Raw genomic sequence first — 12757 nt, forward strand, 5'->3', positions numbered from 1 at the left:
TCCAAACCGATCTGATCTCCGATAATGCCAGTTATGTCAACAAGGCCATTCCTGCCGCTCCCCGCCGCGCACGCACGGACGTAGGCTCGAAAGGATGAGCACTGCGGAGCAGATGGAAGACCTGAACGGCGTGCGCGCCCTGATCACCGGCGGAACCTCGGGGCTGGGGCTCGCCATGGCCGCGGGGCTCGCCGAGGCCGGCGCTCGGGTCGCGATCACGGGACGATCGGCGGATCGCGTCGCCGAGGTCGCCTCGACCATCGGGAACGACGCCATCGGCATCGCGATGGACAGCCGCGACGAGACGTCGGTCGAGGCCGGAGCGACGCGGGCGTGGGACGCGCTCGGCGGGATCGACCTGCTGGTCAACAACGCCGGCATCGGAATGCGCACGGTGAACCCCGACTTCATGACGACGCCGCAGGGTTTCTGGGAGGTCGCGCCCGCCGCCTTCCGGGACATGGTCGAGACGAACCTGACGGGGTACTTCCTGGTCGCTCGGGCAGTGGTCCCCCGCATGCTCGACGCGCGCAGTGGACGCGTGGTGACGATCAGCATGAACCACAGCACGATGAACCGACGCGGCTTCGTCCCCTACGGCCCGTCGAGGGCCGGCGCCGAGGCACTCGCGCGCATCATGGCCGCGGACCTCGCCGACACTCCCGTGCGGGCGAACATCCTGCTGCCGGGCGGCGCGACGGCGACGGGGATGCTCGACGGCACGGCTCGCCCTGGTGGTCTCGCCGTGCTCTCCCCCGACGTCATGCGCCCGCCGATCCGCTGGCTGGCCTCGAAGGAGGCTGCCGACGTGCACGACGAACGGATCGTCGCGACGGAGTTCGCGGACTGGCTGGCCGCGCGGCGCGCATGAAGGCCGGCGGCACGCGTCAGCGCGCCAGGAGTTCTCCGAGCGCCGCAAGCGCCTGATCGCGAGCTTCCGCGTCGCCCACGGTGCCGCCGCCGACGAATCCGTGCCCGACGCCCTCGAGCAGAATCAGCCGGCCCGGCACGCCTGCGGCGCTCAATCGCTCGTGCATGTGCACGGCCTCGGGTCGCAGCGCGTCACGGGTGCCGACGGCGATGAGCGTGGGCGGCAGGCCGTCGATGGGCGTCCTCGCCGGGTCGACCCCCGGGGCCGCGGCGTCGCTCCCGGCCCACGCGGCCACGGCGTCGGCGAGCAGGTCGAGGTCGGGGCCGCCGTCGACCGTGCGATCGGCCACCGCCAGGCTGAGGTCGAGGCTCGGATTCGTGAGGAAGAGCGCGGCGACCGGCATCCCCTCGTCGCGCAGCCGCGCCGCGGCCACGAACGCGATTGCCCCGCCGGCCGAGTCGCCCGACAGCACGAGGGCCCCGTCCAGGTGCTCGGAGTGGGCCAGCCTGGCGGCCGCCAGGAAACCGGCGATCGACTCCTCGGCACGCGCCTCGGGCGCGAGCGCGTAGTCCACCGAGTACACGACGCCGCCGATCGCCGAGGTGAGACGGCGGCAGTAGGCATCCTGCGAATCGAGGTCGCCGACGACGAAGTACCCGCCGTGCGCGTAGACCGCGACCACGGCCGGCTCGCCGGGCTGAGCCGCATAGCGGCGCACGCGCACTCCCCCGGCGTCGAGGTCGTCGACGGCCGCGACCTCGGGGCCGGGCGCGCGCGCCGCCGCTCGTGCTCTCGACTCTCGGCGCAGACGCTCGGCCGTTCCCTGGTCCATGGGCGAAAGTCTTGCAGAACGCCTAGGCCGCAGAGCGCTCGCCGGGCACCCGGCGACGCAGGCGCGGGTCGCCGACCTCGGGGCCGCGATAGACCATGTCCATCGCCCCGACGCTCTCCCCCGGCGGCACGATCGCGTCGATGCGGTCGAGGATCTCGTCAGAGAGTGCGACGTCGGTGCCGGCCAGCGTGTCCTCGAGCTGCTCCATCGTGCGCGGCCCGGCGATCGCCGAGGTCACGCCCGGGTGCGCGATCACGAACGCCATCGCAAGATGCGTGAGCGTGATGCCCACCTCGTCCGACAGCGCGACAAGCTGCTCCACGGCGGCCAGCCGGCGCTCGTCGCGGAAGTGGCGCATCCCGGTGCGGGTCGAGCGGAAGTTGTCGTTCTCGCGCCCGGCGCGGTAGCGACCCGTCAGCGTGCCGCCGGCGAGCGGGCTGTAGACCAGGGTGCCCATGCCGTAGCGCTGGGCGACCGGCAGGATCTCGCGCTCGATCTCGCGATCGAGGATCGAGTAGTTCGGCTGCTCGGTGCGGAAGCGCTCGAAGCCGCGCCGCTCGGACACCCACTGCGCCTCGACGATCTCGGAGCCGCGCATCGACGACGACCCGATCGCGCGCACCTTGCCCTGCCGCACGAGGTCGGTGAGCGCCGAGAGGGTCTCGTCGATGTCGGTGTCGGGGTCGGGCCGGTGCAGCTGATAGAGGTCGATGTAGTCCGTCTGCAGGTTGCGCAGCGAGCGCTCGACGGCCTGGACGATCCAGCGGCGCGACGCGCCACGGTGGTTCACGTCGTCATCGACCGCGCCCCAGAACTTCGTCGCGAGCACCACCTCGTCGCGGCGGCCCCTGAGGGCCTCCCCCACGACCTGCTCCGAGTCGCCGTAGCGGTCTGCGGTGTCGATGAAGTTGATGCCGCCGTCGAGCGCGCGCTGGATGATGCGGATGCCCTCCTGGCGGTCCGGGTTGCCGAGCGAGCCGAGCATCATCGCGCCGAGCGCGTAGGGGGTGACCTTGATGCCGGTGCGGCCGAGGGTGCGGTACTGCATGACTACTCCCTAGTGGCATCCGCTCGGATGCCGTGAGACGATTGGAAACGGGACATCGTTCCGATACACCTCACTATATGGGACATTGTTCCGTTTATCAACGAGTCAGGGAGAACCGCGGATGCCTCGGGCCGATGCGCAGCGCAATGTCGACGCTCTTCTCGCCGCCGCGAAGGAGGAGTTCACGACTCACGGCGTCGACGTGGGGGTGCGCGCCATCGCCGCACGCGCGGGGGTCGGCACGGCGACCCTCTACCGCCACTTCCCCCTGCGCTCCGACCTGATCGTCGCCGTCTTCCGGCGCGAGATCGACGACATCACGGCCCTGGCGACGCAGCTCGCCGAGACGCATGAGCCCGATGCGGCCGTTCGCCAGTGGGTGCAGCGCTACACGGAGTTCGTGGCCACGAAGCACGGGCTCGGTGCGGCGCTGCACTCGGGCGACCCCGCTTACAGCGGGCTGCGCGAGTACTTCGAGAGCAACGCCGGCCCCGCGCTGCAGCGTCTGCTCGACGCGGCGGCAGCGGCGGGCGCCATGCGCGGCGGTATCGACGCGATCGACCTGATCGGCGCCGTCGCCAATCTGTCGGTGCCGCCGCCCGGCAGCACCGACACGTCGCGCGCCGCACGCATGGTCGGGCTGCTGCTCGACGGGCTGCGCTACGGGGCGCGCGCTTCCCGGTTGTAGTCCGCCTGCGCTCGTCTTCGACGGGGTCTACACGCTGGCAGGAATCGCGCTGTCGGCCGAATCCCTGCTCGCCTCCCGGGCTGCTGCTTCCGCGCTTCGACGTCTGGGCCTCCGTCGAGCTCACGACCGACGAGGGCCTCGCCTCCTGAGCGGTCAGCGGCTCAGCCGACGCGCTCGCCGTCGGCGAAGATCGCACCCGACGGGGACCCGGCGGGCAGCGTCGCCGCCGCGACGACCCACTTCGCGGCCTCCGTGGGCGGCACATCCTCGTCGTCGGTGCCGAGCTCGGGGTGGGTGTCGACGCGGCCGGGGTCGACGGCGTTGACCAGAACGCTCGTGTCGTGGAACGCGGCGGCAAGCATCTTCGTCAGAACGTTGAGGGTGTGCTTCGCGAAGGAGTACGCAGGGGCGCCGACGTCGCCCGGGTTCTGATCGAGGTACGTGATCTGCTGATACGCGCCGCTCGACAGGTTCACGACGCGAGCCGCCGGCGCCGCCTCGAGCAGCGGACGCAGCGCGACCGTGAGCAGCCAGGGGCCGATCACGTCGACATCGAACGCGGCCTGCACATGCTCGATCGAGACATCGAGAGCGGAACCCGTGTTCATGTCGGGGAAGACGCTCGCGTTGTTGATGAGCACGTCGAGGTGGCCGTGCGCCGCGCGGATCCGCTCGGCGGCGCGCCCGAACTCGGCCGGGTCGCCCAGGTCGAGGCGATAGCCCTCGGCGCTGAGCCCCTCCGCCTGAAGCGCCTGCACCTGCGCGGCGGACTGCGCGTCGCTGCGCGAGGTCACGATCACGTGGAATCCCTGCTGCGCGAGCCCGCGCGCCGTGGCCATGCCGAGGCCGCCGGGGCGCCCTGCGCCGGTGACGAGTGCGATCTTCTGGCTCATGCCGTTCCTCTTTCTTCTTTCTTCCGTTACCCCCATGCTTCCCTATTCGCGCTGCTCGGTTCCTCTCGACGCTGCTCGGGCCCGGGCAGCGCGAAGCGGATCTGAGCAGCGCAACCGGCGGGGTGGGGATGCGGGGCGGCTGGCTAGGCTCGACGGATGACCGACGCCCAGGCATCCGCTCAACTGCCCATCGCCCTCGTCACCGGCGCAACGCGCGGAATCGGGCGCGCGATCGCCGAGGAGCTGGGGCGCACGCACCACATCCTCGTCGGCGGCCGCCGCGTCGACCGGGTGGCCGAGGTGATCACGGCGCTTCCCTCCGCAGAGGGGTACCTCGCCGACCTGGCCACGGGCGACCTTCCGCCTCTCCCCCGCCGGCTCGACGTGCTCGTGCACTCGGCCGGCGTCGAGGCGGGCGACCGCATCGCCGACACCGACCGCGCTACCTGGGAGCGCGTCTTCGCCACCAATGTGTTCGCGGTCGCCGAGCTGACCCGCGCGGCGCTTCCGGCTCTGCGCGCTGCGCGCGGCATCGTCGTCGCGATCAACAGCGGCTCGGGCTTCGTCAGCGGGCCGCGCGGCGGCGTCTATGGCGCGTCGAAGTTCGCGCTGCGCGCGCTGACGGATGCCCTGCGCGAAGAGGAGCGGCCGAACGGCGTGCGCGTCTCGAGCGTGCACCCCGGTCGCACGGACTCCGACATGCAGCGCGCGCTCACCGACAAGCTCGGCGAGGACTACGACACCGACTACTTCCTCGCACCGCAGGACGTGGCCGCCGCCGTGCGGCTCGTGGTCGATCTGCCCGAGCGCGGCACCGTCGAGACGCTGTCGGTGCGGCCGACGCGGCGACGCTAGCTCACTCGTCGACCGCCGTGGCGCCCGCGAGGGTACCGCGCAGCTCGATCGCGATCTCGGACGCGTCCAGGTTCAACAGCGCGCTCTCGAGGATGTCGGCGTCGAACGTGCCCGTATCGCGCGCGTCGAGGAGCGCGGCGCGCTGAGCCGAGATCACGGCGAGGCGGTGCGCCCTGGCCGCCTGGAAGCGCTCGGCCGTGGGCTTTCCCTCGAGCTGCGGCAGGTCGGGAACCGTCTGCGCGCTGGATCGCAGGATCTCGAAGATGCTGTTCCGCTCGGCCTCCGCCTGCGCGGCCGCTGCCTCCTCGTCCCGCCTTGGGGCGAGCAGCTTCACCACCCAGCCGACCGTTCCGCCCTGGACGAGCAGGGACAGCGCCGCGACCGTGAAGGCGATGAGCACGAGCACCGAGCGCTGCGGCGTGCTGTCAGGCAGGGTCTGCGCGGCCGCGACGGTGACGGCGCCGCGCATTCCGGCCCAGACGACGATGCCGCCCTCGCGCCAGCCGAGCGGCTGACGGCGGAAGTAGTCGATGTCGGCGAGCAGCTGGGCCACGCGCCGAGCCATCAGGTCGAGTCGCCGCTCGGAGGCGGGGCGGCCGAGGGTGTTCGCGCGCTCGATCACCTCCTGCTTGCCATCTGGCGAGCTCAGCTGGTCCTGCATGGTCAGCAGGCGGTCCTGCGAGCGCCTGCCGCGATGCGTGCGCCGCCCGAGCACCAGCAGGAGCGGCACGACGTATGCCGCGCGCACCAGGATCGTGACCCCGAGCGCCGCCGCCGCGATGGCCACGGCGACGAGCACGCCGGCGTGATCGCCTTCGACGCGCGCGACGATCTGCTTGATCTGGATGCCCATCGTGAGGAAGACGACCCCCTCGAGCACGAGCTCGACCGTGCGCCAGTTCTGCGAGTCGGAGAGGCGGTTCTGGGGCGAAAGGTCGCGAGGCGCGCGGATGCCGGTGACGAGACCCGCGACGACCGCGGCGACGAGCCCCGACGCGCCGAACAGCTCTGCCGGAACCGATGCGAGGAACGGCACCGTGAACGAGATCAGCGTGTTGACCGCGGGCTGCCGCACGTGCTTGCGGGCGATCAGGCCGAGCCAGCCGACCGCCCACCCGATCAGGCTGGCGATGAGCACGGAGAGGGCGAAGCTGCCGACGGCTCCCCAGAACGAGAACGACGCGGCCACCGCGACGACGGCGGTGCGCAGCAGGACGAGGGCGGTCGCGTCGTTGAGCAGGCTCTCGCCGTCGAGCAGTGCGACGACGCGCTTCGAGACGGGGCTGCGCTTGATGATCGACGTCGCGACGGCATCCGTCGGGCTCACGATCGCGCCGAGCGCGACACCCCACGCGAACCCGAGCCCGGGCACGACGAGCGCGAAGAACGCTCCGAGCACGAGGGAGCTGCCGACCACGAGCAGCACCGACAGGCCGCTGATCGCGCCGAACTCGCGCCGGAAGTTCATGGCGGGCATCGACACCGCCGATGAGTACAGCAGCGGCGGCAGCACCCCCGCGAGGATCAGCTCGGGCTCGACGTGAACGTGCGCGAAGAACGGCAGGAAGCTCGCCCCGACCCCGACCGCGACCAGCACGAGCGGGGCCGCGATGCCGAGCCGCGGGCCGAACACGCTCGCGCCGGCGATCGCCACGAAGGCGGCGACCATCACGATGAGCAGTTCCGTCACGGCTACCAGATTGGCATGCGCCCGCTCAGCCGAGGCGGAAGATCGCCGTCGTGATGCCGAGCGCCACGAAGACCAATCCCCCGACGATCAGCGCCCAGGTGAGCAACGGGCGCAGGTCGCGGCTCATGATGCGCGAGTACGCGCGCCGCATCCGCACCGACAGCCGCGGCATCCGTCGCCACACATAGCCGGCCGCCAGGTACGGCGCGACGACGAAGAAGAGGAACCAGGCATAGCCCGCGAGCTGCAGGGTCAGATGCTCGGTCGCGCCCGCGATGACGCGGCCGGTGACGTACATCGTCACGGGTGGCACGAAGCCGATCGCCGTGTTCGCGAAGCCGACGCCGAGCATGGCCTGCGGGTGCTCGTCACGGGCGCTCACCCGGGTGGGCGGCGCTTCGCGAGGCGAGCGGCGCGCGTACCAGCCGAAGACGAGCCCCCCGACGATCAGCAGACCGCCGGCCACGAAGTCCACGACGGACTGGACGAGCAGCCGTGCGACCTGCCCCTGCAGCTGATGGGCGATGGTGGTCGGGTCGAAGGTGCGGAAAGCGAGCAGCAGCACCGTCGCGCTGAGCGCCATGCCCCCGGTGAGGAAGAGGATCGAGCGTCGAGGGCTGCCGCCGCGTGCAAGCAGGTGCAGGGTCACGCCGTACAGCGGCGGACTGAAGCCGAAGGTGAGACCGAGGAAGATCAGGCTGACCAGCGCGCCGAGCCCGCGCGCCAGTTCACCGCCCACTCATCGATGGTAGGCGGAACGGTCGGCCCCGTGCGAACCGCGCTGCCCCGTCGACGCAGGCGTTCCTGTCGGCTGCGACGAGCGGGCGGCGGCCCCGGCCGCCGGCGTCTCGCGCGCCGGCGTCGGAGGTGTCGTCTGCTGGGGCGCAGGGCCGGCTGAACCGGATCCGCTCTGCCCAGGTCTCGAAGAATGCGTCCGGGGATCGGTCGGCGCCGCCCCGGGCTCCGTCGCCTCCGCCGCGCCGTCGCCCGCATCGGTCGCGTCGGACGGTGCAGGGGACGACGTGGGCGTCGGGTAGCCCGTGTCGTCGCCGGTGGTGGGGTACGGCGAGGATGCCGGGGAGGACGACTCGTCCGTGTCGGGTGCAGACGGGTGGCTCGACCACTGCGCGGCCGTTCCTGACCGCTCATCGCTGTCGCGCGAGGGGTAGTCGCGCGACCGTGCGCCGTGCTCCGAGGCAACGCCCGTTCCCCCGGCGCCGCGCTGCTCGACGGCTCGGTGCTCAACGGCGCGGAGGCGCGCGTTCCCCGGCCACCAGACCCGCTCGGCGTCAGGCCGCGATGCACGGCGGAATGCGCCGCTCTGCTCGGATGCTCCGGAGCCCTGCTCGGGGTCTTCGGCCCCGACGGCAGGAACGGCCGCCGAAACCGCCTCGGCCGGTGCCGCGGCAGCAGGCGGTGCGGCCTGGCCGACGTCGGCCGCGAGGCGCTGCACCGGCTCGGGAAGACGGCCGGTCGCCGCGGCGCTCAAGCCGCCGCTCGCGGCGACGGCGATCGACACGCCGAGCGTGACTCCCCACAGGCCGCTGCGGCGACCGGGGCGCTGCCCCTCGTCCCCGCCGCCGCGGGGTTCGGCCCCACCGCCGTCAGGGGCGAGTTCATCGACCGCGAGCACGATCTCTGCGAGCAGACGCGCTGCCGGGTCCTCCCCCGTGCTCTCACCGGCGGCGATGGCCGAGAGCAGGGCGTCATCGGCCTCGATCCGCGCGAGGCCGTCGTCGTCCGGGGTCATCACACCCCCTCCGTCGTGTCGTCGGTGCGCCCGGTGATCCCGGCGCGCAGGGTGGACAGCGCACGATGCTGGATCACGCGCACGTTCGCCGCCGTCGTGCCGAGCGCCTCGCCGACCTGTTCGGCGCTCAAGTCGGCGACGATGCGCAGCAGCAGCACGTCGCGGTGGCGGTCAGGCAGTCCGTCGAGCCGCGCCAAGAGCCCTCGCAACGCGTCATCGCGCTCGGCCCGCTCGAGCGGCCCCGGTGCCGCGGAACTCACGTCTGGCACATCCGCAACCGCGACCTCGGGGCGGCGCCCGCGCGAGCGCTGCGACATCAGCACCTTGTTCGACGCGATGCCGAAGACGAAAGAGGTGAACCGGCTCGCGTCCCCATCGAATCGCGGCAGGGCCTCGGTCAGCGCCACGCACGTCTCCTGCGTCACGTCTTCTGCTTCCTCTCTGGCTCCGATCCGCGCCATTGCGTACCGGAAGATGCGAGGGCGGACCCGGCGGATGACATCGCCCACCGCGGCTGGGTCGCCGGCTTGCGCGCGGGCCACCAGCCCCGACAGCTCGTCTCCCCCGTCTCCCTGTCGCATCGCTGCCTATTGTCCCCCATATGGGGGTCCGATTATCAAGATCGGTTCCGATCGGCGCGACCTGCAGCACCGATCGGAACTCAGGGACGTCAGTGGCGGCCGCCACCGAAGGCGCTACCCCCGCGCCCGTCGCTCTGGATGCCGGCACGATGCCGCGCGGGCACCGCGTGGCCGCCCGCGCGATGGCTCGACGGCGCCTCGCGCTGCACCGGCACCGACGACCGATGCGCAGGAGCCGGCGACCTCGCCGGGGCCGGCGCCGCGACGACCGGGGCCTGAGTGCGGCCGGTCGGTACCTGCCGCTGCGCCGCGCTCACCGGTGTCTTCGCTCGGGTCGAAGACACCGGCGCCGGAGCGGCGGACGCCGCAGCCGTCGACGCCGCCCCCGAAGACGCCGCGCCACCGGAAGACGGCTCGCGCGCCGTCGTGATCGCCGGAACGACGAGAGGGGCGCCCAGCCCGCCGGTCGGAGCGGGACTGGGCGCCGGGTCTGAGGGGTGCGCGCGCGGCGCCGCGGCGCCCGTTTCCCGAAGCGCGTCCGCACGCGGACGCTCCGGCGAAGCGAGCAGCGGTGTCGCCGCGGCGGGTGCCGCGGCCGCCTCGGCCGACGTAGAGACCAGAGCTCTCGGCGTGTGCGCGTTTGCGGCCAGCGCCGCGGCCGCGCCGCCACCGGCGGCGACGGCAAGGCCTGCTGAGAGCGTGATGATCCTCCCGGGTCGGTGCATGGTCGGATGCCTCCGTTCCGTTCCCCCTACGGCGGCCGAGGCGGCCGTCATACGAGTGCATTGCCACGACCCCCGAATGCGTTACACGCGATTTTCCGATCGCTGCCGCGGGGCCTGGCGGAGCCGGCATCCGCCCCCTACGACGACCGCGTCTCGGGGCGCGTGCCGGCATGCTCGATCATGCGCTCGAGCAGAGCCTGCAACTGCAGCCGCTCCCCCTCTTCGAGGCCGCCGATGAGCGGCGCGAGCGCCTGCTCGAGGTCCGCACGCACTTCCTGCGCGAGCCGCGCGCCGGCTGGTGCGATCGTGACCAGCGCCGCGCGGCGATCGCCGTCATCGGGCACGCGCTGCAGAAGCCCGCGCTTCTCCGCTCGCACGACGAGACCCGACAGGGTCGACTTCTCGAGACCCAGCACCTGCGCGAGTTCGCTCATGCGTAGCCCGCGATCGCGCAGGATGCCGATCGCGCGCGCCTGAGTGAGTGAGAGATCGCGATCGGATGCCGCAGCGCTGAGCACCCCCGTCGTCACGAAGGCGACCTGGGCGAGCGCGTCGATGAGGTCTTCCCGTTCTGCAGCCACGCGGCCAGTGTAGTTGACACGGTTCGCATCACCAACTACTTTGATTCGTAACGCGAACTAACCGGAGGTGTGCCATGAAAGCCGCAGTCGTCACCGATTTCTCTCAGCCCCCGCGCTGCGCCGACTTCCCCGAGCCGGCCGCCCCGAGCGGCGGCGAACTCGTCGTCGACGTGCTCGCCGCCGGACTGCACCGCCGGGTGCGCTCGCAGGCCGACGGGTCGCACTACACGAGCACCGGAACTTTGCCCATGGTTCCCGGCGTCGACGGCGTGGGGCGCGACGCCGAGGGCCGCCTGAGGTACTTCGTGCTCGACGAGCCGGTGCTCGGCGCCATGGCCGAGCGCACCGTCATCGACGCGCGACGCAGCGTCGTGCTGCCCGCGGGGGCCGACCCGGTCGCGGTCGCGGCTGCGGTGAATCCCGTGATGTCCTCGTGGCTCGCTCTCCGCGCACGGGCCGCATTCCAGCCCGGCCAGAGCGTGCTCATCATCGGCGCGACCGGTTCCGCGGGCCGCATGGCCGTGCAGGTCGCACGGCACCTCGGCGCCGGCCGGGTCGTCGTCGCCGGGCGGAACTCCGAGCGCCTCGCACGCGCCGTGCAGGCCGGCGCGCAGGCATCCATCTCGCTGCTCGGCACGGACGACGAGATCGCCGCCGCCGTCGCGCGCGAGGCGGCCGATGTCGACGTGGTGCTCGATTACGTCTGGGGGCCGCTCACCGCGGTCGCGATGACGGCGCTCGTCACCGCGCGACCCGATCGCAGCAGGCCGCTCACGTGGGTCGAGATCGGGTCCGTCGGGGGCGCCAGCGCGGCGATCCCCTCCGCAGCGCTGCGCCAGGCGCGGCTCACCCTCGTCGGCAGCGGTCAGGGCTCGGTGGGTGTGCGTGAGATCCTCGGCGAGCTGCCCGCCATGATCGACGCCGTCTCCTCCGGCGCGTTCGCGATCGACGCCGTGCGCGTGCCGCTGGCCGACGTCGAGCGCGCCTTCGTCGACCCCGCGCTGGCGGATGCGCGCGTGGTGATCGTTCCCTAGCCCGCGGCGAGCGCGGGCAGCACGTTGAACTGCAGCATCGGAGCGAGGTCGCCGGGCAGTTCGGCCGCCGGGTCGAGCCACCGCAATTCGGCGATCTCGGCCGCCGGGCCCGCGATCGCGATGGGCGGATGCGTGAACACCGCGCTCTCGAGCAGGTGACCGGGCTCGTTGGCAGCCGCGGAGTGGAAGACGCCGAGCGGCGTGAGCAGTGACGGGTCCAGCTGCACGCCGAGCTCCTCGCGGGCTTCCCGCACCGCCGTCTCTGCTGCGGTCTCGCCCGCTTCGGGCTTGCCGCCGGGGAGCATGAAGCGGGCGGTGCCGCGCTTGCGCACGGTGAGCACGCGGCCCGCGTCGTCGCGCAGGACGACCGCGCTCACGCGGATGAGGTTCGAGTCGGCCACCCCTCCAGCCTAGATTCGAGTCATGACCAAGAGCTCGCCGCGTGTCGTCGCGGTCCATCTCAGCCCGACCCACTCGTTCTCGAAGCACGACGTGGACGAGATTGAGCTGCATGAGGGGCTCGGCGTCGCCGGTGACGCGCACTACGGCGCCACGGTGCAGCACCGCTCGCGCGTGCGAGCCGACCCCTCGCAGCCGAATGTCCGGCAGGTGCACCTGATGCACGCCGAGCTGTTCGACGAGCTCGCCGCAGCAGGATTCCAGGTCCAGCCGGGTCAGCTCGGCGAGAACGTGACCACGCGCGGCATCCCCCTGCTCGACCTGCCTGTCGGCACCCGGCTCGCCATCGGCGACGCGGCGATCACCGTCACCGGGCTCCGCAACCCGTGCCAGCAGATCAACGACTTCCAGGACGGGCTGCTGAAGCGGCTCGTCCACACCGACGACGAGGGCAACGTCGTGCGCCTCGCCGGAGTCATGGGCATCGTCTCGCGGTCGGGAACCGTGCGGCCCGGTGCCGAGATCGCCGTGGAGCTGCCGCCCGAGCCGCGCTTCCCGCTCACCCGCGTCTGATGCGCTTCTTCGTGGTGGTGCTGCCGCTCGAGCCGCTCGCGGTCGGGGCCGGCTTCCGGCGGGACAGCTGGCCGCCGCACGTCACGCTGATACCGCCGTTCGAGACGGATGCCCACGCCGGCCCGGTGCTGGAGGCGATCCGCGCCGCGGCCGCGGGCCACGCCCCGCTCGTCGCGCGCGCCGACGGGTCCGCGAGATTCGGCCGACGCCGCGACGTTCCGGTCACGACGATCGAGC

Annotated in this window: 14 protein-coding genes and 1 pseudogene; 6 read left to right on the top strand and 9 right to left on the bottom strand. The window is 72.3% G+C overall.

The features are described 5' to 3' along the window. Window positions 1-94: 94 nt before the first annotated feature. A complete protein-coding gene (locus tag ABD716_RS14540; RefSeq protein WP_344778095.1) occupies window positions 95-871 on the top strand; it encodes an SDR family NAD(P)-dependent oxidoreductase in 777 nt (258 codons plus the stop codon). Window positions 872-887: 16 nt separating this feature from the next. On the opposite strand, the gene ABD716_RS14545 is transcribed toward ABD716_RS14540, so the two are convergent. Both ABD716_RS14545 and ABD716_RS14550 read right to left on the bottom strand, forming a co-directional pair. Next, window positions 888-1703 (bottom strand): alpha/beta hydrolase fold domain-containing protein, encoded by an 816-nt coding sequence (locus ABD716_RS14545; protein WP_344778097.1) that lies wholly within the window; start codon window positions 1701-1703, stop codon window positions 888-890. Between the two features lie 22 nt (window positions 1704-1725). Continuing rightward, entirely contained in the window at window positions 1726-2751 is a 1026-nt protein-coding gene (locus ABD716_RS14550; RefSeq protein ID WP_344778099.1) for an aldo/keto reductase, read from the bottom strand. A 121-nt stretch (window positions 2752-2872) separates the two neighbouring features. Here ABD716_RS14550 and ABD716_RS14555 point away from each other — a divergent pair, with 121 nt between their 5' ends. After that, a complete protein-coding gene (locus ABD716_RS14555; RefSeq protein ID WP_344778101.1) occupies window positions 2873-3439 on the top strand; it encodes a TetR/AcrR family transcriptional regulator in 567 nt (188 codons plus the stop codon). Between the two features lie 161 nt (window positions 3440-3600). Here the strand turns inward: ABD716_RS14555 and ABD716_RS14560 are convergent, their stop codons facing one another. Further along, window positions 3601-4332, bottom strand: a complete 732-nt coding sequence (locus tag ABD716_RS14560) for an SDR family NAD(P)-dependent oxidoreductase (protein WP_344778103.1) — start codon at window positions 4330-4332, stop codon at window positions 3601-3603. Between the two features lie 156 nt (window positions 4333-4488). On the opposite strand from ABD716_RS14560, the gene ABD716_RS14565 reads away from it, so the two are divergent. Beyond that, window positions 4489-5187, top strand: coding sequence for an SDR family oxidoreductase (locus ABD716_RS14565; RefSeq protein ID WP_344778105.1), 699 nt, complete (start codon window positions 4489-4491; stop codon window positions 5185-5187). Between the two features lies 1 nt (window position 5188). On the opposite strand, the gene ABD716_RS14570 is transcribed toward ABD716_RS14565, so the two are convergent. The 5 genes from ABD716_RS14570 to ABD716_RS14590 form a co-directional block, all read right to left on the bottom strand. Continuing rightward, window positions 5189-6877, bottom strand: a complete 1689-nt coding sequence (locus ABD716_RS14570) for a cation:proton antiporter (RefSeq protein WP_344778107.1) — start codon at window positions 6875-6877, stop codon at window positions 5189-5191. 25 nt (window positions 6878-6902) lie between these two features. After that, window positions 6903-7616: a GAP family protein gene (locus ABD716_RS14575; RefSeq protein ID WP_344778109.1), complete on the bottom strand. Its 714-nt coding sequence runs from the start codon at window positions 7614-7616 to the stop codon at window positions 6903-6905. Next, a complete protein-coding gene (locus ABD716_RS14580) occupies window positions 7617-8627 on the bottom strand; it encodes a hypothetical protein (protein ID WP_344778111.1) in 1011 nt (336 codons plus the stop codon). Further along, the gene (locus ABD716_RS14585) at window positions 8627-9208 is read right to left on the bottom strand and encodes a sigma-70 family RNA polymerase sigma factor (RefSeq protein WP_344778112.1); all 582 of its coding nucleotides are present in this window, start codon (window positions 9206-9208) and stop codon (window positions 8627-8629) included. The genes ABD716_RS14580 and ABD716_RS14585 overlap by 1 nt, the downstream gene beginning before the upstream one ends. Before the next feature lie 862 nt (window positions 9209-10070). Beyond that, the gene (locus ABD716_RS14590; protein WP_344778114.1) at window positions 10071-10514 is read right to left on the bottom strand and encodes a MarR family winged helix-turn-helix transcriptional regulator; all 444 of its coding nucleotides are present in this window, start codon (window positions 10512-10514) and stop codon (window positions 10071-10073) included. Between the two features lie 74 nt (window positions 10515-10588). Here ABD716_RS14590 and ABD716_RS14595 point away from each other — a divergent pair, with 74 nt between their 5' ends. Beyond that, complete coding sequence (locus tag ABD716_RS14595) at window positions 10589-11548, top strand: zinc-binding dehydrogenase (protein ID WP_344778116.1); 960 nt, start codon at window positions 10589-10591, stop codon at window positions 11546-11548. On the opposite strand, the gene ABD716_RS14600 is transcribed toward ABD716_RS14595, so the two are convergent. Beyond that, window positions 11545-11949: an NUDIX hydrolase gene (locus tag ABD716_RS14600; RefSeq protein ID WP_344778118.1), complete on the bottom strand. Its 405-nt coding sequence runs from the start codon at window positions 11947-11949 to the stop codon at window positions 11545-11547. The genes ABD716_RS14595 and ABD716_RS14600 overlap by 4 nt on opposite strands. 22 nt (window positions 11950-11971) lie before the next feature. On the opposite strand from ABD716_RS14600, the gene ABD716_RS14605 reads away from it, so the two are divergent. Next, window positions 11972-12520 (top strand): MOSC domain-containing protein, encoded by a 549-nt coding sequence (locus tag ABD716_RS14605; protein ID WP_344778120.1) that lies wholly within the window; start codon window positions 11972-11974, stop codon window positions 12518-12520. After that, a pseudogene (locus tag ABD716_RS16390) lies at window positions 12520-12756 on the top strand (2'-5' RNA ligase family protein); the annotation flags it as partial. The gene ABD716_RS14605 and the pseudogene ABD716_RS16390, both read left to right, overlap by 1 nt. Window position 12757: the final 1 nt, after the last annotated feature.

It is taken from the genome of Gryllotalpicola kribbensis (assembly GCF_039538245.1).
Classification (GTDB): domain Bacteria; phylum Actinomycetota; class Actinomycetes; order Actinomycetales; family Microbacteriaceae; genus Gryllotalpicola; species Gryllotalpicola kribbensis.

Excerpts from the sequence above, each read along its gene's own strand:
- ABD716_RS14540 (WP_344778095.1), top strand. The coding sequence starts at position 95 with ATGAGCACTGCGGAGCAGATGGAAGACCTGAACGGCGTGCGCGCCCTG.
- ABD716_RS14545 (WP_344778097.1), bottom strand. The coding sequence starts at position 1,703 with ATGGACCAGGGAACGGCCGAGCGTCTGCGCCGAGAGTCGAGAGCACGA.
- ABD716_RS14550 (WP_344778099.1), bottom strand. The coding sequence starts at position 2,751 with ATGCAGTACCGCACCCTCGGCCGCACCGGCATCAAGGTCACCCCCTAC.
- ABD716_RS14555 (WP_344778101.1), top strand. The coding sequence starts at position 2,873 with ATGCCTCGGGCCGATGCGCAGCGCAATGTCGACGCTCTTCTCGCCGCC.
- ABD716_RS14560 (WP_344778103.1), bottom strand. The coding sequence starts at position 4,332 with ATGAGCCAGAAGATCGCACTCGTCACCGGCGCAGGGCGCCCCGGCGGC.
- ABD716_RS14565 (WP_344778105.1), top strand. The coding sequence starts at position 4,489 with ATGACCGACGCCCAGGCATCCGCTCAACTGCCCATCGCCCTCGTCACC.
- ABD716_RS14580 (WP_344778111.1), bottom strand. The coding sequence starts at position 8,627 with ATGACCCCGGACGACGACGGCCTCGCGCGGATCGAGGCCGATGACGCC.
- ABD716_RS14585 (WP_344778112.1), bottom strand. The coding sequence starts at position 9,208 with ATGCGACAGGGAGACGGGGGAGACGAGCTGTCGGGGCTGGTGGCCCGC.
- ABD716_RS14595 (WP_344778116.1), top strand. The coding sequence starts at position 10,589 with ATGAAAGCCGCAGTCGTCACCGATTTCTCTCAGCCCCCGCGCTGCGCC.
- ABD716_RS14605 (WP_344778120.1), top strand. The coding sequence starts at position 11,972 with ATGACCAAGAGCTCGCCGCGTGTCGTCGCGGTCCATCTCAGCCCGACC.